This window comes from Mesorhizobium sp. M0815 (assembly GCF_040319995.1).
GTDB lineage: Bacteria > Pseudomonadota > Alphaproteobacteria > Rhizobiales > Rhizobiaceae > Mesorhizobium.
The window spans coordinates 77041-101396 of sequence record NZ_JAMYOU010000001.1 but is presented as its reverse complement, the minus strand read 5'-3'; the positions used below and the strand labels follow the sequence as shown (position 1 = coordinate 101396).

At 62.6% G+C, this 24356-nt stretch carries 25 protein-coding genes and 1 tRNA gene; 18 read left to right on the top strand and 8 right to left on the bottom strand.

Annotated elements, in window-relative coordinates; all coding sequences use genetic code 11:
- Window positions 1-64: 64 nt before the first annotated feature.
- On the top strand, window positions 65-1558 hold the full coding sequence (gene glpK, locus NKI01_RS00480; protein WP_352961515.1) for a glycerol kinase GlpK: 1494 nt from the start codon (window positions 65-67) through the stop codon (window positions 1556-1558).
- A gap of 148 nt (window positions 1559-1706) precedes the next feature.
- Here the strand turns inward: glpK and NKI01_RS00475 are convergent, their stop codons facing one another.
- The gene (locus tag NKI01_RS00475) at window positions 1707-2186 is read right to left on the bottom strand and encodes a BA14K family protein (protein ID WP_023717768.1); all 480 of its coding nucleotides are present in this window, start codon (window positions 2184-2186) and stop codon (window positions 1707-1709) included.
- Window positions 2187-2494: 308 nt separating this feature from the next.
- Between NKI01_RS00475 and NKI01_RS00470 the strand changes: the two genes are divergently transcribed.
- Window positions 2495-2570 (top strand) — tRNA-Lys (locus NKI01_RS00470).
- Between the two features lie 526 nt (window positions 2571-3096).
- Here NKI01_RS00470 and dprA read toward each other — a convergent pair.
- From dprA to NKI01_RS00450, 4 genes are read right to left on the bottom strand one after another with little or no spacing between them, the layout of a single operon-like run.
- Window positions 3097-4221: a DNA-processing protein DprA gene (dprA, locus tag NKI01_RS00465; RefSeq protein WP_023717766.1), complete on the bottom strand. Its 1125-nt coding sequence runs from the start codon at window positions 4219-4221 to the stop codon at window positions 3097-3099.
- Window positions 4218-4805, bottom strand: coding sequence for a glycerol-3-phosphate 1-O-acyltransferase PlsY (plsY, locus tag NKI01_RS00460; RefSeq protein ID WP_352482272.1), 588 nt, complete (start codon window positions 4803-4805; stop codon window positions 4218-4220). The genes dprA and plsY overlap by 4 nt, the downstream gene beginning before the upstream one ends.
- Before the next feature lie 57 nt (window positions 4806-4862).
- Window positions 4863-6149, bottom strand: coding sequence for a dihydroorotase (locus tag NKI01_RS00455; protein ID WP_023717764.1), 1287 nt, complete (start codon window positions 6147-6149; stop codon window positions 4863-4865).
- Entirely contained in the window at window positions 6146-7111 is a 966-nt protein-coding gene (locus NKI01_RS00450) for an aspartate carbamoyltransferase catalytic subunit (protein ID WP_352482274.1), read from the bottom strand. Before NKI01_RS00450 ends, NKI01_RS00455 begins: the two co-directional genes overlap by 4 nt.
- Before the next feature lie 155 nt (window positions 7112-7266).
- Here NKI01_RS00450 and NKI01_RS00445 point away from each other — a divergent pair, with 155 nt between their 5' ends.
- The 3 genes from NKI01_RS00445 (at window position 7267) to NKI01_RS00435 (ending at window position 9924) form a co-directional block, all read left to right on the top strand.
- Window positions 7267-8895 carry a DNA alkylation response protein gene (locus tag NKI01_RS00445; protein ID WP_352961512.1) on the top strand — a complete coding sequence of 543 codons (1629 nt, stop codon included), beginning with the start codon at window positions 7267-7269 and terminating at the stop codon, window positions 8893-8895.
- 163 nt (window positions 8896-9058) lie between these two features.
- Window positions 9059-9613 carry a hypothetical protein gene (locus NKI01_RS00440; protein ID WP_023717761.1) on the top strand — a complete coding sequence of 185 codons (555 nt, stop codon included), beginning with the start codon at window positions 9059-9061 and terminating at the stop codon, window positions 9611-9613.
- Complete coding sequence (locus tag NKI01_RS00435) at window positions 9613-9924, top strand: DUF6105 family protein (RefSeq protein ID WP_023717760.1); 312 nt, start codon at window positions 9613-9615, stop codon at window positions 9922-9924. Before NKI01_RS00440 ends, NKI01_RS00435 begins: the two co-directional genes overlap by 1 nt.
- Here NKI01_RS00435 and ruvX read toward each other — a convergent pair.
- Entirely contained in the window at window positions 9891-10376 is a 486-nt protein-coding gene (gene ruvX / locus NKI01_RS00430; RefSeq protein WP_023717759.1) for a Holliday junction resolvase RuvX, read from the bottom strand. The genes NKI01_RS00435 and ruvX overlap by 34 nt on opposite strands.
- A gap of 117 nt (window positions 10377-10493) precedes the next feature.
- On the opposite strand from ruvX, the gene NKI01_RS00425 reads away from it, so the two are divergent.
- The 6 genes from NKI01_RS00425 (at window position 10494) to NKI01_RS00400 (ending at window position 14862) form a co-directional block, all read left to right on the top strand.
- The gene (locus tag NKI01_RS00425; protein WP_023717758.1) at window positions 10494-11201 is read left to right on the top strand and encodes a metal-dependent hydrolase; all 708 of its coding nucleotides are present in this window, start codon (window positions 10494-10496) and stop codon (window positions 11199-11201) included.
- 23 nt (window positions 11202-11224) lie between these two features.
- Window positions 11225-11641 carry a hypothetical protein gene (locus NKI01_RS00420; protein ID WP_352855354.1) on the top strand — a complete coding sequence of 139 codons (417 nt, stop codon included), beginning with the start codon at window positions 11225-11227 and terminating at the stop codon, window positions 11639-11641.
- 76 nt (window positions 11642-11717) lie between these two features.
- Window positions 11718-12005: an Asp-tRNA(Asn)/Glu-tRNA(Gln) amidotransferase subunit GatC gene (gene gatC / locus NKI01_RS00415; RefSeq protein ID WP_352855352.1), complete on the top strand. Its 288-nt coding sequence runs from the start codon at window positions 11718-11720 to the stop codon at window positions 12003-12005.
- Between the two features lie 7 nt (window positions 12006-12012).
- A complete protein-coding gene (locus NKI01_RS00410; protein WP_352855350.1) occupies window positions 12013-12471 on the top strand; it encodes a GNAT family N-acetyltransferase in 459 nt (152 codons plus the stop codon).
- Complete coding sequence (locus NKI01_RS00405) at window positions 12471-14036, top strand: amidase (protein ID WP_352494592.1); 1566 nt, start codon at window positions 12471-12473, stop codon at window positions 14034-14036. The genes NKI01_RS00410 and NKI01_RS00405 overlap by 1 nt, the downstream gene beginning before the upstream one ends.
- A 28-nt stretch (window positions 14037-14064) precedes the next feature.
- A complete protein-coding gene (locus tag NKI01_RS00400) occupies window positions 14065-14862 on the top strand; it encodes a YdcF family protein (RefSeq protein ID WP_352494593.1) in 798 nt (265 codons plus the stop codon).
- On the opposite strand, the gene NKI01_RS00395 is transcribed toward NKI01_RS00400, so the two are convergent.
- Window positions 14835-15554, bottom strand: a complete 720-nt coding sequence (locus NKI01_RS00395; protein WP_352494594.1) for a DUF599 domain-containing protein — start codon at window positions 15552-15554, stop codon at window positions 14835-14837. The two genes, NKI01_RS00400 and NKI01_RS00395, sit on opposite strands and share 28 nt — an antisense overlap.
- 170 nt (window positions 15555-15724) lie before the next feature.
- On the opposite strand from NKI01_RS00395, the gene NKI01_RS00390 reads away from it, so the two are divergent.
- From NKI01_RS00390 to NKI01_RS00375, 4 genes are all read left to right on the top strand, one after another.
- Window positions 15725-17128 (top strand): L-serine ammonia-lyase, encoded by a 1404-nt coding sequence (locus NKI01_RS00390; protein ID WP_352855348.1) that lies wholly within the window; start codon window positions 15725-15727, stop codon window positions 17126-17128.
- Between the two features lie 85 nt (window positions 17129-17213).
- Complete coding sequence (locus tag NKI01_RS00385; RefSeq protein ID WP_023717749.1) at window positions 17214-17651, top strand: DUF1489 family protein; 438 nt, start codon at window positions 17214-17216, stop codon at window positions 17649-17651.
- 124 nt (window positions 17652-17775) lie between these two features.
- Window positions 17776-18507 (top strand): vWA domain-containing protein, encoded by a 732-nt coding sequence (locus NKI01_RS00380; protein WP_352482282.1) that lies wholly within the window; start codon window positions 17776-17778, stop codon window positions 18505-18507.
- Entirely contained in the window at window positions 18507-19205 is a 699-nt protein-coding gene (locus NKI01_RS00375; RefSeq protein WP_023717747.1) for a DnaJ domain-containing protein, read from the top strand. Before NKI01_RS00380 ends, NKI01_RS00375 begins: the two co-directional genes overlap by 1 nt.
- Window positions 19206-19250: 45 nt before the next feature.
- Here NKI01_RS00375 and NKI01_RS00370 read toward each other — a convergent pair whose 3' ends face one another.
- Window positions 19251-20639 (bottom strand): SPOR domain-containing protein, encoded by a 1389-nt coding sequence (locus NKI01_RS00370; RefSeq protein WP_352494596.1) that lies wholly within the window; start codon window positions 20637-20639, stop codon window positions 19251-19253.
- A 300-nt stretch (window positions 20640-20939) separates the two neighbouring features.
- Here NKI01_RS00370 and NKI01_RS00365 point away from each other — a divergent pair, with 300 nt between their 5' ends.
- The 3 genes from NKI01_RS00365 (at window position 20940) to clpA (ending at window position 24346) form a co-directional block, all read left to right on the top strand.
- Window positions 20940-21269 (top strand): phasin family protein, encoded by a 330-nt coding sequence (locus tag NKI01_RS00365; RefSeq protein ID WP_023717745.1) that lies wholly within the window; start codon window positions 20940-20942, stop codon window positions 21267-21269.
- A 275-nt stretch (window positions 21270-21544) separates the two neighbouring features.
- The gene (gene clpS / locus NKI01_RS00360) at window positions 21545-21871 is read left to right on the top strand and encodes an ATP-dependent Clp protease adapter ClpS (protein WP_023717744.1); all 327 of its coding nucleotides are present in this window, start codon (window positions 21545-21547) and stop codon (window positions 21869-21871) included.
- Window positions 21872-21877: 6 nt separating this feature from the next.
- Entirely contained in the window at window positions 21878-24346 is a 2469-nt protein-coding gene (gene clpA, locus NKI01_RS00355) for an ATP-dependent Clp protease ATP-binding subunit ClpA (RefSeq protein WP_352494597.1), read from the top strand.
- Window positions 24347-24356 lie beyond the last annotated feature (10 nt).

Genomic DNA, 24356 nt, shown 5'->3' with positions numbered 1-24356 from the left:
GGCTCCGCGCCGTCTGGCGTCGAGACACCGTAGCACCTTTGAATTCGCTTCGACGGGAGAGAGAATGACCGGATACATCCTTGCAATCGACCAGGGGACGACATCGAGCCGGGCGATCCTGTTCGCCGACAAGATGAAGGTCGTCGGCAGCGGGCAAAAGGAATTCACTCAATATTATCCGGCCTCCGGCTGGGTCGAGCACGATCCCGAGGAGATATGGGCAAGCGTCGTGGAAACGGTGAAGGCCGCGCTGAAGACAGCTGGCCGCAACGCAGCCGAAGTCGCCGCGATCGGCATTACCAACCAGCGCGAAACCGTCGTCATCTGGGACAAAGAGACCGGCAAGCCGATCCACAACGCGATTGTCTGGCAGGACCGCCGCACCGCGCCGCTATGCCAGAAACTGAAGAAGCTGGGGCTGGAGAAGAAATTCACAAAAAAGACCGGCCTGCTACTCGATCCCTATTTCTCCGGCACCAAGATCGCCTGGATGCTGGACAAGGTGAAGGGTGCCAGAAAGCGCGCCGAGAAGGGCGAACTGCTGGCCGGCACCATCGACAGTTTCTTGATCTGGCGGCTGACCGGCGGCAAGATCCACGCCACTGACGCCACCAATGCCTCGCGCACGCTGGTCTACAACATCGAACAAAACGCCTGGGATGACGAGCTGCTGGCCATTCTCGGCATACCGGCAAGAATGCTGCCACAGGTGAAAGATTGTGCCGATGATTTTGGAATCACGGACAAAAGCCTGTTTGGCGCGGAGATCAGAATCCTCGGTGTGGCCGGCGACCAGCATGCGGCGGCCATCGGCCAGGCCTGTTTCGAGCCAGGCATGATGAAGTCGACCTACGGCACCGGTTGCTTTGCGCTGCTCAACACCGGCAGCGATCTGGTGCGTTCGAAGAACCGGCTTTTGACCACCATCGCCTACAGGCTGAACGGCAAGACCACCTACGCGCTGGAAGGCTCGATCTTTATCGCCGGCGCCGCCGTGCAATGGCTGCGCGACGGCATCAAGGTGATCGGCAAGGCCGAGCAGAGCGGCAAATTGGCGGCGGAAGCCGATCCAACGCAGAACGTCTATCTGGTGCCGGCTTTCGTCGGGCTCGGCGCACCGCACTGGGATGCCGAGGCGCGCGGCGCCATCTTCGGGCTGACCCGCAATTCGGGGCCGGCGGAATTTGCCCGCGCGGCACTGGAATCCGTTGCCTTCCAGACCCGCGACCTGCTTGACGCCATGCGAAAGGACTGGAAGGGCGCCTCGGCCAAGACCGTGCTCAGGGTCGATGGCGGCATGGTGGCGTCGGACTGGACCATGCAGCGGCTGGCCGACATTCTCGATGCGCCGGTCGACCGGCCGACAATTCTCGAGACGACGGCGCTTGGTGCGGCTTGGCTGGCCGGCTCGAAGGCGGGTGTCTGGCCGAAGGCCGCGGAATTCGCCAGGAGTTGGGCGCTCGAGCGCCGGTTCAAGCCGGACATGGATGCTTCGACACGTGCCGCCAAGCTGGCAGGTTGGCGCCACGCTGTACGCAGGACGCTCAGTACTCAATAGGCAGGGATGCCACCGGATACGCACTAATGAAACACCCGCGCCGTTTCGGGCGCGGGCCTGCAGCCTCTAATCTAATGCATGTCGCGCAAACAGCGGTTTTGCGATAGCGCGTCGCATGAGGCCGATCGAACGCGACGCGCTTTAGGACTCAGTAAGGCGACCGGCACTGCCGGCGCGGACCGTAGTTGGGCTGGTAAGTGTTGTCAGAAGCGCGATAGCTCCGATAACGGTCGTAGCACCACTGCACGTGGGCATCGCCACGATAGACACGATTCTGGCTGTTGACGATAGCGCCCGTAATCAGCGCTCCGGTGGCGAAGGCGGCCAGCGGGAACCAGTAGTCACCGTGACGGCGATAGCCGCGACGATATTCGCGATAGCCGCGATGGCCACGCCAATACATGCCATCGTCACGCGCAAAACTGCGCCGGGAGAAATCGCGACGCGAGAAATCGCGGTTGAAACTCCGGTGCCTCCGCCACGGCTCGTACTGGACGGTCTGGACATTCGAGGTGATCCCCTGGGCCGGGGGCGCATAGCTGGGCTGAGCGTTGACTGGCACGATCTCCGCGGCAGCGAATGAGATCGAAAGAGTGGTCGCCAGCAGGCCCGACATGATCCTATTCATGATCTTCTCCTTGAAACGCATGTCCCTTATCGCGGGAAACGGGCAGGCTGCGCAAATTGTTCCGCCAAAAATCCCAAGTTGCTGATCCGCAAAGGTTCTCCCGATTTGCTGCTTGCCTTTGTCGCCATAGAGGGCGAGCTTCGGCCTTGTGCGAGAGGGAGGCAGTTCCGTCAACGCCGAAGCGCTCCGCAAGGCATGATGACACTGCTGGAAAGCCCGGTGTGCGAGCCGTCTTTTTCCGGTTGACCGGCAGAGGCACTCTCCCTATGTTCCGCGCAATTTCGAGGGCGGCCTTTCTGAGCCCGCGGGAGCGCGTAGCTCAGCCGGTAGAGCAACTGACTTTTAATCAGTAGGTCATGGGTTCGAATCCCATCGCGCTCACCAAAATCCAGATGTACGGCCCGGAGACATGGGTAACAGTTTGTACCTAAGAAATGGGTGACAACCTCGTGCCGAACGCATGCGGTGGCCTTAACCACCGCCCCATCGTCCATCATCGTGCCGGTGAGCGCCTCATAGGCTCTGCTGCACAGCTGCGAATGCGGACAATCCTTCACGATAAGCGCCGGCACCACCGTGAGAACCGCTGCGGCAAGGATTTGCGGGCAAAGACCGACGGCGCTTACCTTTCTGCCGAACACGCCGGCCAGGAAAAAGTAGAGACCCTGGGCCATGCAGGCTGCCGTCAGAATGCCCAGAAGCGTGCTCGTCCCTCTTGCGAAGGGCGTTGTATAGCTGTCGGGAAAACCCAGCGTGCCGAGATCCATCGACCATTGCAGCGCCAGCACGACGCTCAATGCCGCCCAAACGAAGGCCGTCTTACGAGTGAACAGCGTCCGCTTTGGTTTGTTGCTTAGATCGGTCATGAAATCACGTCTGAATGCGCGCCGGGACATGCGCAAGCTCCCGGTCAAATCAGCGAGACACTACCGCCGGCATGGCGTTCGAGCCGGCCGGCGAGGTCGAGCTCCAGCAGCACCATGAACACTTGGGCGGGATGCAGGCCGGTGTGGCGGATGATCTCGTCGACTGCTACCGGCGTCGGGCCGAGTGCCTCGACGACGCGGTCGCGGTCATCCTCGCGCGGCGGCGGCGTTGCCGGAAAGTCGGGCGGCTCTTCAAGCGGCGATGTCCTTGGCGCCCAGGCGCCGACCAGCGGCGCGATCGCACTGGTGACATCGGCGGCCTCGGTGACAAGGGTGGCGCCGTCCTTGAGCAGGCCATTGGTGCCGGCGGCGCGCGGATCGAGCGGCGAACCGGGAACGGCGAAGACCAGTCGGCCCATCTCACCGGCAAGCCGGGCGCTGATCAGCGAGCCGGAGCGCTGTGCGGCCTCGACCACCACCAATCCCAATGCGGCGCCAGCAACAAGCCGGTTGCGGCGCGGAAAATCCTGCGCGCGCGGCTGCCAGCCAAACGGCATTTCCGAGACGATGGCGCCACCGCGCTCGGCAATCTCGTCGCACAGCCCGGCATTTTCGGGCGGGTAGGGCAAATCGATGCCGCCGGCGAGCACACCGATCGTGCCGGTCGAAAGGCTGCCCTGGTGCGCGGCCGTATCGATGCCGCGCGCCAAGCCGGAGACGATGCCATAGCCGTCGCGGCCGAGATCCGCCGCCAGCATCCGCGCCATCTTGATGCCGGCCAGCGAGGCGTTGCGAGCGCCGACGATGGCGACCGCGGGCAAGCGGAAAACCGCACTACTGCCCCTGACCGCGAGCAACGGCGGCGGATGGTCCATGCTCTTCATCAGCGGCGGATAATCCGCCTCGCCGATGCCGACGAAGCGGGCGCCCGCCCGCCTGGCTGCCTCCAGCTCGGCCTCGGCCTCGGCAATGGACGGAATGCGGACGATTTTTTTGGCGCCACCCGAAATCATCAGCTCCGGCAGCATCGCAAGCGCTGCTTCGGCCGAACCGAACCGGTTGATCAGGTCGCGAAAGGAAGCCGGGCCGACATTCGGCGTGCGGATCAGGCGAAGCCAGCTCAGCCGCTGCCGGTCGCTGAGGCGCGGCCCGGCGGCGGGCTCGCTCACTCCTTTGCCCCGATCTTACCCTCGGTGCCGGCAAGCAGCCGCGCAATGTTGGCGCGGTGCTTTATGATGACGATCAGGCTCATCGCCGCGAAAAGCCCGGCAATCTGCGGCGTGCTCAGGAAGTACAAGGCCACTGGCACGACGACCGCTGCCGTCAATGCCGCCAGCGAGGAGTAGCGGAACAGGAAAGCCACCGCGAGCCAGACAACGGCGAAGATCACCGCCACCTGCCAGGCAAGGCCGATCAGCACGCCGAGGTAGGTGGCGACACCCTTGCCGCCCTTGAAGCCGAGCCAGACCGGAAAGAGGTGGCCTAGAAACGCACCGAAACCGGCCCAGAGTCCGAGCTCAGGTGCAAAGCGGCCGGCGATCAGCACAGCCGCGGTGCCTTTAAGGGCGTCGAGCAGCAGGGTGGCCGCCGCCAGACCCTTGTTGCCGGTGCGCAGCACATTGGTGGCGCCGATGTTGCCGGAGCCGATGTTGCGCACGTCGCCGAGGCCGGCGGCACGGGTGATCAGCAGCCCGAAGGGGATCGAGCCGAGAAGATAGCCGAACACCAATGCCAAGACGGGACTGTAAGCCATTGTTCCCCCGAAGTTTCCTTGGCTGAACGGATTTGAAGGCGTGACGCCTGTTCCGTCCTAGGCCGAAAACACTGTGCGGCCCGCCACCATCGTTTGCAAGACTTTGCCTTGCAGCCGCGCGCCTTCGAAACAGGTGTTTTTCGAGCGCGAGCGGATGCCGCTCTCGCTGACGATCCATGGCTCGTCCAGATCGACGAGTGCAAGGTCGGCCAAAGCCCCCGGTTTCAGCGTGCCGCCGGGCAGGCTGAACAATCTAGCCGGCGCGGTGGATAAGGTCTCGACCAGCCGGAGCAGCGTCACGTCGCCATTGTGATAGAGCCGCAGCGCCGCGCCCAGCAGCGTTTCCAGCCCGATGGCGCCGGCCGCAGCATCGGCGAAGGGCAGGCGCTTGGTGTCGACGTCCTGCGGGTCGTGCGAGGAGACGATGAGGTCGATGGTGCCGTCCTTGACCGCCTCGATCATCGCCAGCCGGTCTTCCTCGGCGCGCAGCGGCGGCGTCAGCCGGAAGAAGGTGCGGTACTCGCCGACATCATTCTCGTTGAGCGACAGATTGTGGATCGACACGCCTGCTGTGACGTTGGCGCCGTCGGCTTTTGCGCGCGCTACCGCGTCTGCCGCCATAGCCGTCGAGATCTTGGCAGCGTGATAGGAGCCGCCGGTCAGGCGAGCCAGCGCGAGATCGCGCTCCAGGGGGATTGATTCGGCCTCGCGAGGAATGCCGGCAAGGCCAAGCCAGCTTGCGTAAAGGCCTTCGTTCATCACGCCGGCCGAGGCGAGATCGGCGTCCTGGGTTTCATGCGCGATGACGCCGTCGAAATCGCGCGCGTAGGTCAGCGCGCGACGCATCACCAGCGCGCTGGCAATAGAATGCCGGCCGTCGGTGAAGGCGACCGCTCCAGCCTCGCGCAATAGGCCGAATTCGGTCATCTCGCGGCCTTCCAGCCCCTTGGTGATCGCTGCCGCCGGAAAGATGTTGACGATTGCCGTGTCCTTGGCGGTGCGCAGCACAAACTCGACCAGTGCGACATTGTCGATCACCGGGTCGGTATCGGGCATCATGACGATTGAGGTGACGCCGCCCGCCGCCGCAGCAATGCTCGCCGATGCGATGGTTTCGCGGTGTTCGCCGCCCGGTTCGCCGATGAAGACACGTGCATCGATCAGGCCGGGGATGATCGCCTTACCAGCGCACTCGATGATCGTGGCGTCTTCGGGCGCGCCCTGGTTCAAGGCCGCCTTGCCGGCGGCAACGATTTTGCGCCCTTCGACGATGACGGTGCCTATCTCGTCGATGCCGCGCGATGGGTCGACGATGCGGGCGCGGCTGAAGACCGTTATGCTCATGCGCCGCGGCCCTCGTGGTTTCGACGGGGGTCGAGCAGCGCTTCCATCACCGCCATGCGCACGGCGACGCCCATCTCAACCTGTTCCTGGATAACGCTTTGCGGGCCGTCGGCGATCTCGGAGGCGATCTCGACTCCGCGGTTCATCGGGCCGGGATGCATGACCAGCGCACCGTCCTTGGCCGCTTTCAGCTTCTCGGCGTCGAGCCCGAAATAGCGGAAATATTCGCGCACCGAGGGTACGAAAGCGCCTTCCATGCGTTCGCGCTGCAGGCGCAACATCATCACCACGTCGGCGTCCTTCAGACCCTCGCCCATCGAGCGGGTGACGATGACGCCCATCTTCTCGATGCCGGCGGGCAAAAGCGTCGAAGGGGCGACGACCCGTACTTGGGCACCGAGTGCGTTGAGCAGAATGATATTGGAGCGGGCCACGCGCGAATGCAGGATGTCACCGCAGATCGCCACGATCAGCTTCGACAACGGACCCTTGGCGCGGCGGATGGTCAGCGCGTCGAGCAGCGCCTGCGTTGGATGTTCATGAGCGCCGTCGCCGGCATTGACCACCGAGCAGCCGACCTTTTGAGCAAGAAGTGCCGCCGCGCCCGCCGATTGGTGGCGGATGATCAATATGTCGGGGCGCATGGCGTTCAGCGTCATCGCGGTATCGATCAGCGTCTCGCCCTTCTTCACCGACGAGCTTGCCACCGACATGTTCATGACGTCGGCGCCGAGCCGTTTGCCGGCCAGCTCGAACGACGATTGCGTACGGGTCGAGGCTTCGTAGAAGAGATTGATCTGGGTGCGGCCGCGCAGCGTCGATGTCTTCTTGTCCGATTGCCGCGAGATGGCAACGGCCCGGTCCGCCCGGTCGAGCAGAAGCTCGATGTCGGCGGGGGAAAGATCGCGGATGCCTAGAAGATGGCGGTGGGGATAAAGTGGAAGGGACGATGCGTCAGTCATCTCAAGTCGCTGCTATAGGGGGGAGGCTCCGCGGCTGCAAGCACCGGCTTGGGATTGGATCGGTTCTCCCCGGTATTTTCGTCGCGCGCCGCCGGCCATAGGCTATAAACCGCGATGACTTTGGATTCGCAGACTTCAGGTGATAAGGACGAAGCGTGACCGACGACGTGACCAACCAGCCGCCGCCGCTGGCCGGCGGCAACGCCTGGCGGGGCGATCCGTTGCTGATCCAGCTTGCCGAGCGCTTTTCCGATCCGGTGCGCAAGGACCTCGACGGGCTTGGCCGTTTCGTTTTGACGCATGAGGCGCAGGAGCTGGCCCGTCTTGCCAATGTCGAGACGCCGAAGCTCAGGACCCATGATCGCCAGGGCCGGCGCATCGACCAGGTCGAGTTCCACCCCGCCTATCACGCGCTGATGCGCCGCTCGGTCGCCAACGGGCTGCATTCGTCGGTCTGGGAGAATGGCGACGCCGAGATCGGCCGCCGCCACCAGGTGCGCGCCGCGCGCTTTTACCTCACGGCTGAGCTCGAAACCGGGCATCTTTGCCCGATCACCATGACCAGCGCTTCGCTGGCAGCGCTGATGGCCAGCCCGAAACTGTTTCGCGAATGGGCGCCTCGGGTGACGACGCGCAAATACGATCAGGGCCAAAAGCCGCCGGTCGAAAAAGCCGGGCTGACGCTCGGCATGGGCATGACCGAGAAGCAAGGCGGTACCGATGTTCGTGCCAACGTCACCAAGGCCGAGCGCGCCGGCAGCGGTTTTTATCGCCTGACCGGCCACAAATGGTTCATGTCGGCGCCGATGTCGGATGCCTTCCTGGTGCTCGGACAGGCGCCGGAGGGACTGTCGTGCTTTCTCGTTCCCCGCTTGCTTGGCGACGGATCCAGCAACGGCTTCCGCTTTCAGCGGCTGAAGGACAAGCTCGGCAACCGCTCCAATGCGTCCTCCGAGGTGGAATTCGTCAATGCCATCGGCGAGATGGTTGGCGAGCCCGGCGCCGGCGTGAAGACGATCATGGACATGGTGACCCTGACGCGGCTCGACTGTGCCGTCGCCTCCTCGGCGATCATGCGGGCCGGACTGGCCGAGGCCGTCCACCACACGCGCCACCGCCAGGTGTTCGGAACCAATCTGATCGAGCAGCCGCTGATGCAGCGTGTGTTGGCCGACATGGCGCTCGACGTTGCCGCCGCTACCGCGCTGTCGTTCCGGCTGGCGCGCTCCTTCGACGAGGCGGCCGGCGACCGCGGCGAGGCGGCCTTCGCCCGCGCCATGACGCCGGTCGTCAAATACTGGGTCTGCAAGATTGCGCCGCCGCTGCTCTATGAGGCGATGGAATGCCTCGGCGGCAATGGCTATGTCGAGGAGGGGCCGCTCGCCCGCTACTATCGCGAAGCTCCGGTCAACGCGATCTGGGAGGGTTCAGGCAACGTCATGGCGCTCGACGTGTTGCGAGTGCTCGGCCGCGCGCCAGGCCTGTTCGATGACGTGCTGGCCGGCATCGACCGCGATCTCGGCGCTGGCGGACGCGGCACCGTCGGCGTGCTCAAGGCAGCAATGCAGGTCGCTGCAACCGACGAGGGCTCAGCGCGGCTGTTGACCGAGCAATTGGCATTGTCGGCGGCGGCGGCAGAGCTTCGCAGGCTGGGGGCAGGGCGGATCGCCGACGCCTTCGTCGAGACGCGCCTCGCCGGCCAGTGGCGCAACACCTATGGAATGCTCGATTCGCGCCACGATGCGCGGATGATCATCGACACGCTCTACCCGCCGATCAACTAGTGCCGTCGCCCGGGTCGTAGCCGCTTTTTTTCGCGCGCCCTGTGGATGATCGTTAACCTTAACAAATGGTTTCCATTGCGGCGGCCGGTGGCAAAGCCCAGTGTTATGGTTAAGGCAAGGACTGTTCGGCTGAGCGGTCTTTGTCCTGCGAAGCAGGAGCGTCATGCGGCATATTTTGAGCTCTTTTCTGGCATTGCATTGGGCGGCCGTTTTCGCCCTGCTGGCGTTCATCTGCATCGATGGGAATCGTGGCGTCGCGGCGGCCCTTGGCGTGCTCGGCGTTCCCGTCCAGAACACTCGCTTTGCCGATCTTGAAAACGCCGTCGTCGTGGCGCCGCTCGCCGTGGCATTGCTTGTCGTCGCGGTGCTGTTCTGCTGGGCCTTTGTTGAAGCATTGACCAGCGACGCCACCAACCCGGACCCAGCCGACAGTGTTGTGCGGATCGCCTTCATCTCGGCCTCGGGCGTGCTGTCGTTGATCGTCATCGGCGGCGCTGCGCAAGGTATCAATGGGCTGTTCATGGTTGTCGCCGTGCAATTGGCGGCACTTCTGGCGTCATATGTCGCGATGCTCGCCGAGCGGCGCTCAGCCGCTGCCGCGGCAGTTCCAGTGACCGGCGAAATCCGCGCGGCCGCGCATATCATGGCCAAGGCAGCGGCGTACAATTCCTCGCTTGCGCGCATTTCGGGCCGGCCGGATTCGAGGGACGATCGCTGATGCGCACCTTGTTCGCGCTGTGGGCGGCTCCGCTCCTCCTGTTCTGGGGCTGGTTCTTTCTGTCGCTCAACGACATCAATTTCGGCTATGTCATGCTGAGCCGCCAATTGCACGATCTCGTTTTCCAGCTTTATGGGCAGATGCTCGGCGTCGATCCGGCGCTCATCCCGGGCATGGTGGCGAAGGCTTGCGTCTTCGACGGCCTACTGCTGATGGCGTTCTGGGCATTTCGCCGCCGCAAGGCGATCGGCAGCTGGATCAAGGCAACGCGCAATCGCTATTTCGACCAGGCATCGACTCCGAGCGCCTGAAGCCGGTCGAGAACACCCTGCAGGATGAAGGCCGCCGCCGCTGAATCGATCTTGCCGGCGCGTTTCTTGCGGGAAAAATCCATCTCGATCAGTGTCCGCTCGGCCGCCACCGTCGACAGCCTTTCGTCCCAAAAGACGAACGGCAGATCGGTCAATCCAGCCATGTTGCGGACGAAAGCGCGGGATTTTTGGGCGCGTGGGCCTTCCGAGCCGTCCATGTTGATGGGGAGGCCGATCACCACTGCGCCGGCATTTTCCTTCTGCAGCAGAGCGAGCAGCACCGCGGCATCGAGCGAGAATTTCTTGCGCATGATGACAGGGCGCGGGTGCGCGAAGGACAAGCCGCGGTCCGAAACCGCCACGCCGATCGTCTTGTCGCCGAGGTCAAGCCCAGCCAGGGTCTTGCCGCCGCCGAGCCGGCCCGGCAACTCCTCGATCGTGATGATGCCCAACGGCTTTTCCTTTGACCGCGACGCCGCACTTCCTATACGCGCAACATATGCCGCGGCACTTTAATTTCGCCGTCGGCGTTCTAGCCTCTACCGAAGCAAAAATCGAGGAAGGCATTGATGAAACTTACCTGGTACGGACACTCGGCATTCCGCGTCGAAATCGAAGGCGCGAAAATCCTCATCGACCCGTATCTGGTCGGCAATCCGTCATGGACAGGCGGCTGGGAAGAGCCGGCCGAAGGGGTCACGCACGTGTTGCTTACCCATGGCCACAGCGACCACATCAGCGGCGCCGTCGAAGTGCTCAAGAAAAGCGGCGCGATGCTTGTCGCCAATTTCGAGATTTGCATGTACCTGGTCGGCAAAGGCGTCAGTGACAAGCAAATCAATCCCGGCAATATCGGCGGTACCGTCGATTGCGGCGGCTTCACCACCACTTTCGTTCAGGCTCTGCATTCATCGTCCTTTCTAGGCGAGAGCGGCCAGAACACCTATCTCGGCAATCCGGGCGGGCTCGTCCTGCACTTCCCCGAGGATAAGACGCTCTACCATATGGGCGACACAGACATCTTTTCCGATATGGCGCTGATCAACGAGTTGCATGAGCCGAAGATCGGCATCGTGCCGATCGGCGACCGCTTCACCATGGGTGGCGCGGTGGCAGCTCTTGCCTGCCAGCGTTTCTTCAAGTTCGAGACGGTCGTTCCCGCTCACTTCGGCACATTTCCGATGATAGATCAGACCGCCGACAAGTTTGTGGCCGGGCTGGACGGATCGGGTGTGAAAGTGGCGTTGCCGAAGATCGGCGAGACGATTACGCTGTAGGAATAGCGAACCGGAATGACGACATGGGTCTGAGAAACTCTCTTTGCATTTCTATGCTGGTTGCCGCATCGCCGGCGCTGGCCGCCGAGGATTTCATCGAGGGCATCTATCTGCAATCGGAGGATCTCTGCGCGCAGGCCAAAAAGGATACGCTGCAGACGGTGATCGAGGGCGGCAATATCGTACTGTCGGCAAACGGATTGGAAAGCATCGAATATAACTGCGAGTTCCTGCAGATCACCAAGGCGACACGGTCGCCAAGCTGGGCGGTGACCGCCATCTGCCAGGAGCCGGGCTACGTCTTTCCGGATGTTCTCTCACTGACTCAGATGAACGCGAAGCAGATCGACCTGGTTTCGGTTCGGCCTGCCGCGGACGAAAGCGAGCAGAGCGGCAACGGCGGCAGCTATTTCCTCTGCGACGGCGTGGCAATGCCGTAGGGCAGTTGTCGGCACGATGCATGTTGCGCGGCACGCGCTGCGCCGCTATAGCGCTGGTTTTCCCCGAGGCACAAACATGTCCGTTGATATTAAAACCGTGAAGCGCGTCGCGCACCTTGCCCGCATTGCGGTGAGCGAGGAGGATGCAGAGCGCATGACCGGCGAATTGAACGCCATTTTGGGCTTTGTCGAGCAGTTGAACGAGGTCGATGTTTCCGGCGTCGAGCCGATGACCTCGGTCACGCCGATGGCAATGAAGAAGCGCCAGGACGTCGTCACCGACGGCAGCAAGACAGCCGACATCGTCGCCAACGCGCCGGCAACCGAAGAGAACTTCTTTCTCGTGCCAAAGGTCGTGGAGTAGCTGGCCGATGGGAATCGAGATCGCCGCGGAGACGCCGCTGCAGGACGATGTGCGTGGGCTGGTCGAGGAGCTCAACGCCACATTGCTGGAGTTGACGCCGCCGGAGCATTGCTACCATTTGACGGTCGAGCAGATGGCGGACCGCGAGACGACCGTTTTCATCGCCCGCGACGACGGCCTTGCCATCGGTTGCGGCGCGCTGAAGCGCCACGACGCTGTCGTCGGCGAGGTCAAGCGTATGTATACGCGGCCTTCGCATCGCGGCCGCAAGATCGGTGCGATGATCGTCGAGCGGATCGAGGGCTTGGCGCGCCAAGAAGGGCTGAAGCGTCTGGTGCTGGAGACGGGCGACCGTCATCCCGCCGCCTGGACCGTCTACGAACGCGCCGGTTTTTCGCGCTGCGGGCCGGTGCTGAATTACCCCAATTCCGAGTGGTCGGTGTTTTACGAAAAGAGCCTTGCCTGATGAGCGACCTGACCCAACTGACGATTTCGCAGGCCCGCGCCAAATTGCGCTCCAGGGAGATCACCGCCACCGAAGTCACCGAGGCTTATCTGTCGGCGATCGAGCGAGCCAATCCTGCGCTCAATGCCTATATCGTGGTCACCGGCGACAAAGCGCGCGACATGGCCAAGGCCTCCGACGCGAAACTGGCCAAGGGCGAGGGCGGGTCCCTCGAGGGTATCCCGCTCGGCATCAAGGATCTGTTCGGCACCGAAGGCGTCCACACCCAGGCCTGCAGCCACGTGCTTGACGGGTTCAAGCCGCGCTACGAATCGACTATCACCGCCAATCTGTGGGCGGATGGCGCCGTCATGCTCGGCAAGCTCAACATGGACGAGTTCGCCATGGGCTCGTCCAACGAGACCTCGTATTACGGGCCTGTCATCAACCCGTGGCGGCGTTCGCGGCTCGACACGGTGGTAATGCCGACGACACATCAGGGCGAGGGCGGCTTCGTTTCGGCGGGCGGCACCAGGACCGCGCGCACGTTGGACAATGCCCAGCTGGTGCCGGGCGGTTCGTCCGGTGGCTCGGCATCAGCCGTCTCGGCCTTCCTGTGCGCCGGCGCTACCGCCACCGACACCGGCGGCTCGATCCGCCAGCCCGCCGCCTTCACCGGCACGGTCGGCATTAAGCCGACCTATGGCCGCTGCTCGCGTTGGGGCGTCGTCGCCTTCGCCTCGTCGCTCGACCAGGCCGGGCCGATCGCGCGCGACGTGCGCGATGCCGCGATCCTGTTGAAGTCGATGGCTTCGGTCGACCCGAAGGACACGACCTCCGTCGACCTGCCGGTGCCGGATTACGAGGCGGCGATCGGCCGCTCGATCAAGGGGATGAAGGTCGGCATCCCCAAGGAATACCGTGTCGACGGCATGCCCGAGGAGATCGAGGCGTTGTGGCAGAAGGGCATTGCCTGGCTGAGGGATGCCGGCGCCGAGATTGTCGACATCTCGCTGCCGCACACGAAATACGCGCTGCCGGCCTATTACATTGTTGCGCCCGCCGAAGCCTCGTCCAACCTCGCCCGTTACGACGGCGTCCGCTATGGATTGCGCGTGCCCGGCAAGGACATTGTCGACATGTATGAAAAGACCCGCGCCGCCGGCTTCGGGCGTGAGGTCAAGCGCCGCATCATGATCGGCACCTATGTGCTTTCCGCTGGCTACTACGATGCCTACTATCTGCAGGCGCAGAAGGTTCGTAACCTGATCAAGCGCGATTTCGAAAATGTGTTTGTCGCAGGTGTCGACGTCATCCTGACGCCGGCAACGCCGTCCGCCGCCTTCGGCATCGCAGACGAAGACATGGCCGCCGACCCGGTCAAGATGTATCTCAACGACATCTTTACGGTGACGGTGAACATGGCCGGCTTGCCCGGCATCGCGGTTCCGGCCGGGCTCGACGCCAAGGGGCTGCCACTCGGCCTGCAGCTGATCGGCCGGCCTTTCGACGAGGAAACGCTGTTCCAGACCGCCCATGTCATCGAACAGGCGGCCGGCACATTTCAGCCGGAAAAATGGTGGTAGGATCGTTTCTCATCTGAGGGGGTGAGGGATGTTCTTCTATGTCTCCAAGGTCCTGTGGCTCTTCGTCCAGCCGCTTAATCTCGCGATCATCCTGCTGCTGGCTGGATTGCTTGCGGCATTGGTCGGGCGCAAAAGGCTATTTGCCACCGGCAGCGTGCTGGCCTTCCTTGTCCTGGCAGTGTCAGCATGGACCTCGCTCGGCGCAGTGATGCTCAATCCGCTCGAGGAGCGTTTCCCTAAGCCACCCCTGCCGGAAAGGGTTGACGGAATCGTTGTGCTCGGCGGCGGTATGGACGGCGCCATCAATTTCGTTCGCGGCGGTTATGAACTCAACGCCAGTGGCGATCGAATTGTCGAGGCAGCCGTGCTGGCGCGGCGTTTTCCGACAGCGAGAGTCGTCATTTCAGGCGGCCCCGTTGCAATAATCGGTGAGGACGAAGGCGACTCAACCACGGCGCCACGCGTACTCACTGCGCTCGGCGTGGCGGCCGATCGTCTGATCCTGGAAGACAAGTCACGCAACACCTACGAGAATGCCGTCTTCACCAAGCGGCTGATTACGCCGAAACCCGGCGAGATCTGGCTGCTGGTGACCTCAGCCTTCCACATGCCGCGCGCCAAGGCGCTGTTCGACAGAGCCGGCTTCCCGACGGTTCCATGGCCGGTCGACTACCGCACCTCCGGTAAGGAAGGTATCAGCCTGTTCCGCAAATCTACCAACGAAGCGCTGCAGACCACGACCATCGCGATTCGCGAATGGATCGGGCTCGTCGCCTATTGGCTGTCGGGCCGCATTGATCAGCCTTTTCCCGGGCCGGGCGGCTGACCGAGCACCGCCTGCCGCGCCGCCGAGAAAAATTGGCGGCGCACCAGCACCGCCAGAAGCAGCAGCGTCGATAGCACGAAAACGGCGGGATCGACGAACCAGCCAAGATAACCGATCGAGAAGAACACGCCGCGCAGCCCGGAATTGAAATGCTTCCCGGCCAGCATGTTCATGCGGGCCGCGCGCCACACCGCCGTTTCGGTGACCGGATTGCGCGACGCCTCGCCATGCGGAATCGGCACCGCGCCGATCAGGATCGAGCAATAGTTGAACAGCCGGTAAGCCCAGCCGAACTTGAAGAAGGAAAAGGCCAGGATCAGCACCAGCCCGAACACCTTCGTCTGGAAGGCGGCGCGTGAGGATGTGGCGCCAAACGGCAGGTCGCTCAGCACAGTGAGAACCTGATCGGAAGCGCCGAGCAAGGCAAAACAGCCGCCGATCGCAATCAGCGAACTGGAGGCAAAGAAGGCGGTCCCCTGTTGCAGGCCGCTCATGATGGCGGTGTCGACGATGCGGATCTCGCGTTCGGCCATGGTCCTCATCCAGGCCTCGCGCTGCGCGTTCATCGCCCTCGTCAGCGACATGCGGCTGACCAGCATTCCGTCGGCGGCGAGCGTATGCAGCACCCACGCGGCGAGGAAGAACCCCAGCGCTGCAAGGTCGGCCGTCGATAGATGAAAGGAATCGCTCATGCGGTGCTTTTACCACAAGCCGAGGCAACGCTTCGATGGCCGAAGCCGGAATGTCGCTGCCGGAGCAAACAAGGTCGGCAGGCGCAGCGCCGCAATCTTCAAAACAGCGGAAAACATCATGGGAATTCCTATATATAGAGCTCAACAGGGTCCCAGGAGAAAACGCCCACGTGTTCCTTTCGGTTTTCGACCTGTTCAAGATCGGCATCGGCCCATCGAGTTCGCACACGATGGGGCCGATGACGGCTGCGCGGCGGTTTCTCGACGAGATTGCGGGAGACGACTGGCCGCGTCCGGCCGGCGCCAGGGTCGACCGAATCGCGGCCAGCCTGCATGGCTCGCTCGCCTATACCGGCATCGGCCATGGCTCCGATCGCGCCGTGGTGCTCGGCCTCGCCGGCCAGACGCCGCAGACGGTGGATCCTGACCACGCCGACGGCATCGCCGCTCGCATCGCCGCCGAGAAGCGGATTTCGCCGCCCGGCCATCCGTCCTATCGTTTCGACCCGGCAACGGATCTGGTACTGGATCGCAAGACGCCGCTGCCGGGTCACGCCAATGGCATGGCGTTTTCTGCCTATGATGCCGGAGACCGGTTGCTGCTGAGGCGCGTCTACTATTCGATCGGCGGCGGCTTTGTCGTTTCCGAGGAAGAATTGCAGCGGATGAAGGCGAGGGGCTCGGCGACAACCGAAGGCAAGAAGGTTCCATATCCGTTCAAGAACGCCGTCGAAATGCTCTCAATGGCAACGAAAAGTGGCCTTTCCATCGCCGAGATGAAGCGCGTCAACGAGGAGACGCAGATGTCGCGCGAGGAGCTCGACGCCGGCCTCGACGGCATTTGGAGCGCCATGAAGGGATGCATCGAGCGCGGCCTGTCGCAAGACGGCATCATGCCGGGCGGACTGAAGGTGCGCCGCCGTGCCCGGATGCTGCACGACAAGTTGCAGGAGCAATGGCAGCAGAACCGGCCCAACCCGCTGCTCGCCAATGACTGGCTGTCGATCTATGCAATGGCGGTCAACGAGGAGAACGCCGCCGGCGGCCGTGTCGTCACCGCGCCAACCAATGGGGCGGCCGGCACTCTGCCCGCGGTGTTGCGCTATTGGCTGCATTTCCATCCCGAAGCCGACCAGCCAAGTATCCGCGATTTCCTGCTGACGGCGGCGGCCGTTGGCGGCATCATCAAGACCAATGCTTCGATCTCGGGGGCCGAGGTAGGCTGCCAGGGCGAGGTCGGTTCGGCTTCGGCGATGGCTGCGGCGGGATTGTGCGCCGTCATGGGCGGCACGCCCGAGCAGGTCGAGAACGCTGCCGAAATCGCGCTGGAACATCATCTCGGCATGACCTGCGATCCGGTCGGCGGCCTGGTGCAGGTGCCGTGCATCGAGCGCAACGCGCTTGGCGCTGTCAAGGCGGTGACCGCCGCTTCGCTGGCCATCAAGGGCGATGGCGTTCATTTCGTGCCGCTCGATGCGGCGATCGAGACGATGCGCCAGACTGGCCTCGACATGAACGAAAAGTACAAGGAAACCAGCCTTGGCGGATTGGCCGTCAATGTCGTGGAGTGCTGAGCGCCAGTCTGGCGGCCTGGACCACCACTGTGGAGAAGTCGATCAGGCCGTTGACGCGTTCGCGTGCTGGGCTAAACCTTAAACGATGTCTCTCAATCTCATAAAGCTTTGCGTCGGCTGTGACAGCGTCGAGGATCTGGAAGAGTGGATTGCCTTCCGCCTCGACGAGCGGCGCCGCGCCGGCGAACCGGCCGAACACTACCACACCACCCGCATGGTGCCGACGCGCGGCGCCGAGATCACCGACGGCGGCTCGCTCTACTGGGTGGTCAAGGGCAATGTCCAATGCCGTCAGCTGATCACCGAAATCCGGCCCTTCACTGATGACGATGGCATCGGCCGCTGCCATCTGATCCTCGATCCCGAGGTCGTGCGCACCGACTGGCAGCCGCGCCGTGCATTCCAAGGGTGGCGCTACCTGAAGCCGGCGGACGCGCCGGCCGATCTCGGCAAGGGCAAAGCCGGGCTGATCGAAATGCCGCCGAAGCTCAGGCGTGAGCTTGCCGATCTCGGCCTACTCTGACGCCAAGAACCGTAACGCCAAGGGCACCGGCCGAACGCTTGTCCGCAGTTGCCATCATCACCGGTCCTGCAGGTCGCCTGATCTGGGCTTGCAAGCTGGGGAACAACGCCACATCTTGAATGTCATGAGCGACAAGAAGCAGCCCGTGCCTGCAAAGGCCAATCCTGCGCCGGTCGAGTCCCAATCGAGCACCGGCGAGATCGACGCCTTTCTCCGTCAGGCAAGGACGCTCGCTGCATCCGCCACCGGTTCAGGCAGGCTGATCCTGTCCCTCGACGCTACGATGAGCCGCCAGCCGACCTGGGATCTCGCCTGTGCGCTGCAGGCCGAGATGTTCGACGCCGTCGGCAAGGCTGGGGTGCTCAAGGTTCAACTGGTCTATTTCCGCGGGCTTGGCGAGTGCCGTTCCTCCGCATTCGTCACCGATACCGAAGCTCTGAAGCAGCTGATGACGCGCATCGACTGCCGTAGCGGCCACACCCAGATCGGCAAGGTGCTCGCCCATGCGCTGAAACAGACGGCGGCGGCCAAGGTCAACGCGCTGGTCTATATCGGCGATGCGATGGAAGAAAACATAGATGATCTGGCCGAAAAGGCCGGTAGCCTAGGTCTGCACGGCGTTCCTGTCTTCGTTTTTCAGGAAGGCCATGATGCCGGTGCAGAAAAGGCGTTCAAGGAAATTGCACGGCTGTCCAAAGGGGCCTGGTTCCGGTTTGATCGGCGGGCTGCCGCGACCTTGGCCGGCCTGCTTTCGTCCGTCGCCGTGTTTGCGACCGGCGGTCTGAAAGCACTGGAGGACCGGGGCAGGCCGGAGGACCGGCTGATGATCGAGCATCTACGGGGCGGCGGAAACTGATGGGCGCGATTATCGCTTTTGTAGCATTGCTTCTGGTGCTTCTCGGCATGCTCACCATCTTCCTGCGCGCCGATCCGGGGAAGCTTGCAGGCGGCATGAGGACCCTTGGACCCGTGCTGCTCGGGCTGGTCGGCGTTGCCGTGCTGCTGGTCGGGCGCGAGGGCCTCGGCGGCTTGATCCTGTCGGCCGCGCTCGCCTGGTATGGCTCCATGCGCATGAATCAGCCGGCCGCAAAACTGGCACCGGGCAAGCGTTCGACGGTGCGTACCGCGGCGCTTGAGATGGAACTCGATCACGACACCGGCGGCCTCGAAGGCCTCGTGCTGGCTGGGCGCCATGAAGGCAAGATGCTTGGCTCGATGGGGCTTGCCGAATTGCAGCAACTTTATCGCGAGCTCTCCGGCGATCCGGAGAGCCGCCAGCTGCTAGAGACGTATCTTGACGGCAGATTTCCCATCTGGCGCAAAGACGCTGATGCGAATGGTGGCGAAGGGCTGGGTGTTGCGCCAGGTTCGGGCGCCATGACTAAGGAGGAGGCCTACAAGATCCTTGGTCTTGAAGCGGGGGCTGCCGCGGCGGATGTCCGCAAGGCGCACCGCCGCCTGATGCAGCGCCTGCACCCCGATATCGGTGGCACGTCTTTCCTGGCGGCGCGGATCAACGAAGCCAAGGACGTCTTGCTCTCCAATCACAACTAGTCTCCTTCGACGCAGAACTTTCGGGAAAGATATCGTTTCGCGCCCTTACTGCTGGACGGCGTAGCACTCGATCTTCTTCTTTTTCAAAGCGTTACAAGCCTTCCAGGCGGCGGTCTTCGAACCAAAACCACCGAACCGGGCGCGGTAATAAGTGACGCCGTCCTTGTCGAAGGCGACGGTGAAACCGGAGGCATCGGCCAGAACGGAGGGCACCTGCTTCGTCGCCTTGTCGAGGAAAGCCTTTGCTTCGGATTGCTTTGGCGAAGAGGCGACCTGTATTGCCCAGCCGGATGGCACCGACGCCGTGCTGACCGGATCGACCTCTGCAGCCGGTTCGGCATAGGCTGCGGCGACCCGGGCCGTCGCCACATCGTCCGCTGTCGCCACGGCCGCCGTCTTGACCTTTCTGGTCTGAACGACCGGAGTGGTTTCTTCAACGACGGGAGCATTTTCCTCGACGAGGGAGGCAACGGCATCGTCGTCCGGCTTACTATCCGGCGTCGGCGCGTCATGCTTCGGCAGAAGCACCTTGGCCAGGGCTGAAATCGGATTGCCGCCACCGGCTTTGGCAATCAGCATGCCGCCGCCGCGCGACGACGCCTTCGGCATGTAGGCATTGATCAACCCGGCCATCTGGCTGTCGCGGCTGCCGCCGGACCTGCCGCCCATGACCACCGCTACGATGCGCCGGTCGCCATCCGATACCGAGGAGACCAGGTTATAGCCGGAGGCGCGGGTATAACCGGTCTTGATGCCGTCGACGCCCTTGATGCGTCCGAGCAGACGGTTATGGCCGTTGATGCGCTGTCGCCCGTAAAGAAAGGAGCGCTGCGAGAAATAGCCGTAATATTGTGGAAAATGCTCTCTCAGGGCGATACCGAGCAGCGCCATGTCGCGCGCCGTCGTGAACTGCCCGGGATCAGGCAAGCCGTTGGCGTTGCGGAAAACGGTTCCCCGCATGCCCAGCGCCCGCGCCTTGGCGGTCATCATGCGGGCGAAATTGGCCTCATTGCCGCCGAGCATCTCGCCAAGCGCAGTTGCGGAATCGTTTGCCGATTTGGTCACCATCGACAGGATGGCGGTCTCGACCGTGACCGAGCCGCCCCGCTTGACGCCGAGCTTTGTTGGCGGTTCGGCAGCGGCATTGGCCGAGAACACGACCGGAGAATTCCTGCTGATCCTGCCCTTCGCCAATGCCTCGAACGTCAGATAGAGCGTCATCATCTTGGTAAGCGAGGCCGGATAGCGCCGGCCATCGGCATCCGACGAATAAAGCACCTTGCCGGACTTGGCATCGATGACGATGGCCGCCGACTTGGCCGCCATGGATGAAGCCGCGTCCGCGACGACGAAGCTCATCGCCATAGCGAGAATCATGATCGTTTTGAGGGGGGACGCGGATTTGGAAACGAAGCCCGACAACGCCTTACGCACTGATAGTTCCTTTGAATTTCCGTTGCCTTGGAGGCGGCAAAGGGTCCTGCCTCACCTCGGGCCACGCTAACGCGGGCAGCGTTACCAATCCGTTTATGGTAACCGCCGCGTTCACCCTTTTCTGCGGGATTGAGCCTCTCTTTATTCGAATCTTAGCGATTGCCGGCGGCTCACGATGCGCATTGCCGCGGAAATCTTGACTTTTTGTGCACTGCACAATATATTTACACGCATTGCACAACGCGGCCCGGACAAGGCGCGTCCATCGTCCAAAGGCAACCGTTCAAGGGAATGCGTGAAATGACCCAGACCTATGAAGATTTCAGCAAATACGGCAAGGAATTTGCCGACACCGGATTGAAGAGCTTTGCATCGCTGTCCAAGGGTGCGCAGGCCATCGCCACCGAGGCGGGCGAGTACACCAAGAAAAGTTTTGAGGCCGGCAGCGCCGTTGTCGAGAAGCTCTTCTCCGCCAAGTCGCTGGATAAGGCGATCGAAATCCAGTCCGACTACGCCAAGCAGTCCTATGAGAGCTTCGTCACCGAGGCCACCAAGCTTGGCGATCTCTATGCCGAACTCGCCAAGGAAGCCTACAAGCCGTTCGAATCGATTGTCGCCAAGGCGAAGTAAATTCGACGAACGTTCCAAGCCGGCCCTTGGGCCTCAAAAGACAGACCCGGTCGCGAACGCGCGGCCGGGTTTTTTCATGCCAGCTCGAAATCGGGGTCCTTGCGGTCTTCACGATTTGAAAAATCGGTCAAGTTTGGCCACCTAGCCATATTGTCAGCTAAACAGAAGGGCTTAAAATCGTCCATCGAGCACCTACATGTCGAGCATGCATGAGGATTCGAAAGAGGCAGGACTACGTGACTACAGGTTTGACTGCCACGAGCTACGTGGTGCGAATGCAGAACGGCAGCAACGGCAATGAGGCCGGTCGCGGCACGGCCGTCATCACGCGCACAAAAACCAAGACCAAGAAGCCCAGTCTGTATCGGGTCCTCATCCTTAACGACGACTACACACCCATGGAGTTCGTGGTTCACGTGCTGGAGCGTTTTTTCCAGAAGGATCGCGAAGCCGCCACACGCATAATGCTTCATGTTCACAATCATGGGGTGGGCGAGTGCGGGGTCTATACATTCGAGGTGGCCGAGACCAAAGTGTCTCAGGTCATGGATTTCGCCCGACAGAATCAGCATCCGCTGCAATGCGTGATGGAGAAGAAGTGAGGTAACATGCCGGCTTTCTCCCAAGGCCTGGAAAAGGCGCTTCACCAAGCGCTGACGCTCGCCAATGAGCGGCACCATGAATATGCAACCCTTGAACATTTGCTGCTCGCCCTGATCGACGACACCGAGGCGGCCGCAGTCATGCGTGCCTGCAACGTCGATCTCGACGAGTTGAAGCATACGGTTCTCACCTATATCGACACCGAGCTCGACAATCTCGTCACCGGCTACGATGAAGATTCCAAGCCGACGGCCGGTTTTCAGCGCGTCATCCAGCGCGCGGTGATCCATGTGCAGTCGTCAGGCCGCGAGGAGGTGTCCGGCGCCAACGTGCTCGTCGCCATCTTCGCCGAGCGCGAGAGCCACGCCGCTTATTTCCTGCAGGAACAGCAGATGACCCGCTACGACGCGGTCAACTACATCTCGCATGGCATTGCCAAGCGCCCAGGCGCTTCCGAGACGCGGACGCCGCGCGGCGCCGACGACGAGCAAGGCAGCCAGGGCGGAGCTGAGCCGCAAGAAGAAGGCGGCAAGAAGAAGCAGCAGCAGGACGCGCTGACTGCCTATTGCGTCAACCTGAACAACAAGGCCAAGGCTGGCAAGATCGATCCGCTGATCGGTCGCGAGAGCGAGATCAACCGGACTATCCAGGTGCTGTGCCGCCGGTCCAAGAACAACCCGCTCTATGTCGGCGATCCCGGCGTCGGCAAGACGGCGATCGCCGAAGGCCTCGCCAAGCGCATCGTCGAGGGCGAAGTTCCCGAAGTGCTGCACAATGCCACCATCTTCGCGCTCGACATGGGCACGCTGCTGGCCGGCACCCGTTATCGCGGCGATTTCGAGGAGCGGCTGAAGCAGGTCGTCAAGGAGCTCGAGGACTATCCCGGCGCCGTGCTGTTCATCGATGAGATCCACACCGTGATCGGGGCAGGAGCCACCTCTGGTGGCGCCATGGATGCGTCGAACCTGTTGAAGCCGGCGCTGTCGTCCGGCGCGATCCGCTGCATCGGCTCGACCACCTACAAGGAGTTCCGGCAGTTCTTCGAGAAGGACCGCGCGCTGGTGCGGCGATTCCAGAAGATCGACGTCAACGAGCCGACCGTCGAGGACGCCATCGAGATCATGAAGGGACTGAAGCCCTATTTCGAGGAGTTCCACAAGGTTCGCTACACGAGTGAAGCGATCAAGGCTTCGGTCGAGCTCTCGGCGCGTTACATCAACGACCGCAAGCTGCCGGACAAGGCGATCGACGTGATCGACGAGACCGGCGCCTCGCAGATGCTGGTGCCCGAAGCCAAGCGCAAGAAGACCATCGGCATCAAGGAGATCGAAGCGACGATCGCCACGATGGCGCGCATCCCGCCGAAGACGGTTTCCGCCGACGACGAGAAGGTGCTGCAAGGTCTCGACATCGAGTTGAAGCGCGTCGTCTATGGCCAGGACACCGCGATCACCGCGCTGACTTCGGCCATCAAGCTGGCGCGGGCCGGCCTGCGGGAACCGGAAAAGCCGATCGGCTCGTACCTGTTCTCCGGTCCGACCGGTGTCGGCAAGACGGAAGTGGCCAAGCAGCTCGCCGCCTCGCTCGGCGTGGAGCTGATCCGCTTCGACATGTCGGAATATATGGAACGCCACACCGTTTCGCGGCTGATCGGCGCGCCTCCCGGCTATGTCGGCTTCGACCAGGGCGGCCTTCTGACCGACGGCGTCGACCAGCATCCGCATTGCGTGCTGTTGCTGGACGAAGTCGAAAAGGCGCATCCGGACCTGTTCAACATCCTGTTGCAGGTCATGGATCACGGCAAGCTGACCGACCATAACGGTAAGCAGATCGACTTCCGCAATGTCATCCTGATCATGACCACCAATGCGGGCGCATCCGACGCGCAGCGCGCGGCGATCGGTTTCGGTTCGACCAAACGCGAAGGCGACGATGTCGAAGCGATCAACCGGCTGTTCACGCCGGAGTTCCGCAACCGTCTCGATGCGATCATTCCGTTCGGCTCGCTGCCGGTGCCGGTCATCCATCAGGTGGTGCAGAAGTTCGTCATGCAGCTGGAAGCGCAGCTTTCCGAACGCGGCGTGACCTTCGACCTGTCGCAGGATGCAATCGCCTGGCTGGCCGACAAGGGCTATGACGAGCGCATGGGTGCGCGGCCGCTTGGCCGTGTCATTCAGGAGCACATCAAGAAGCCGCTGGCCGACGAGGTGCTGTTCGGCAAGCTCAAGAAGGGCGGCACGGTGCGTGTCACCGTCGAGAAGAAGGAAACCGGCGAGACCGGCCTGAAGCTCGAATCGCTCGCCGACGAGGCGCCGGTGAAGCCGAAGAAGGAAGAGCCGGACGACGTGCCGAAAGCCAAGAAGGCGGTGGCGAAAAAGCCCGCCGGGAAAAAGGCGGTGGCGCAGAAGTCGGAGCCGAAGGGCAAGGATGGCGGCAAGCGCAGCCTAGTGCCGCAACTGCCGCGTAAGAACTGACAATCCTGCA

Excerpts from the sequence above, each read along its gene's own strand:
- NKI01_RS00435 (WP_023717760.1), top strand. The coding sequence starts at position 9,613 with ATGCGCACCTTGTTCGCGCTGTGGGCGGCTCCGCTCCTCCTGTTCTGG.
- NKI01_RS00380 (WP_352482282.1), top strand. The coding sequence starts at position 17,776 with ATGAGCGACAAGAAGCAGCCCGTGCCTGCAAAGGCCAATCCTGCGCCG.
- NKI01_RS00375 (WP_023717747.1), top strand. The coding sequence starts at position 18,507 with ATGGGCGCGATTATCGCTTTTGTAGCATTGCTTCTGGTGCTTCTCGGC.
- clpA (WP_352494597.1), top strand. The coding sequence starts at position 21,878 with ATGCCGGCTTTCTCCCAAGGCCTGGAAAAGGCGCTTCACCAAGCGCTG.
- NKI01_RS00410 (WP_352855350.1), top strand. The coding sequence starts at position 12,013 with ATGGGAATCGAGATCGCCGCGGAGACGCCGCTGCAGGACGATGTGCGT.
- NKI01_RS00455 (WP_023717764.1), bottom strand. The coding sequence starts at position 6,149 with ATGAGCATAACGGTCTTCAGCCGCGCCCGCATCGTCGACCCATCGCGC.
- plsY (WP_352482272.1), bottom strand. The coding sequence starts at position 4,805 with ATGGCTTACAGTCCCGTCTTGGCATTGGTGTTCGGCTATCTTCTCGGC.
- glpK (WP_352961515.1), top strand. The coding sequence starts at position 65 with ATGACCGGATACATCCTTGCAATCGACCAGGGGACGACATCGAGCCGG.
- NKI01_RS00400 (WP_352494593.1), top strand. The coding sequence starts at position 14,065 with ATGTTCTTCTATGTCTCCAAGGTCCTGTGGCTCTTCGTCCAGCCGCTT.
- NKI01_RS00365 (WP_023717745.1), top strand. The coding sequence starts at position 20,940 with ATGACCCAGACCTATGAAGATTTCAGCAAATACGGCAAGGAATTTGCC.
- NKI01_RS00440 (WP_023717761.1), top strand. The coding sequence starts at position 9,059 with ATGCGGCATATTTTGAGCTCTTTTCTGGCATTGCATTGGGCGGCCGTT.
- NKI01_RS00450 (WP_352482274.1), bottom strand. The coding sequence starts at position 7,111 with ATGACTGACGCATCGTCCCTTCCACTTTATCCCCACCGCCATCTTCTA.
- NKI01_RS00425 (WP_023717758.1), top strand. The coding sequence starts at position 10,494 with ATGAAACTTACCTGGTACGGACACTCGGCATTCCGCGTCGAAATCGAA.
- NKI01_RS00475 (WP_023717768.1), bottom strand. The coding sequence starts at position 2,186 with ATGAATAGGATCATGTCGGGCCTGCTGGCGACCACTCTTTCGATCTCA.
- NKI01_RS00420 (WP_352855354.1), top strand. The coding sequence starts at position 11,225 with ATGGGTCTGAGAAACTCTCTTTGCATTTCTATGCTGGTTGCCGCATCG.
- NKI01_RS00395 (WP_352494594.1), bottom strand. The coding sequence starts at position 15,554 with ATGAGCGATTCCTTTCATCTATCGACGGCCGACCTTGCAGCGCTGGGG.
- gatC (WP_352855352.1), top strand. The coding sequence starts at position 11,718 with ATGTCCGTTGATATTAAAACCGTGAAGCGCGTCGCGCACCTTGCCCGC.
- NKI01_RS00385 (WP_023717749.1), top strand. The coding sequence starts at position 17,214 with ATGTCTCTCAATCTCATAAAGCTTTGCGTCGGCTGTGACAGCGTCGAG.
- NKI01_RS00405 (WP_352494592.1), top strand. The coding sequence starts at position 12,471 with ATGAGCGACCTGACCCAACTGACGATTTCGCAGGCCCGCGCCAAATTG.
- clpS (WP_023717744.1), top strand. The coding sequence starts at position 21,545 with ATGCAGAACGGCAGCAACGGCAATGAGGCCGGTCGCGGCACGGCCGTC.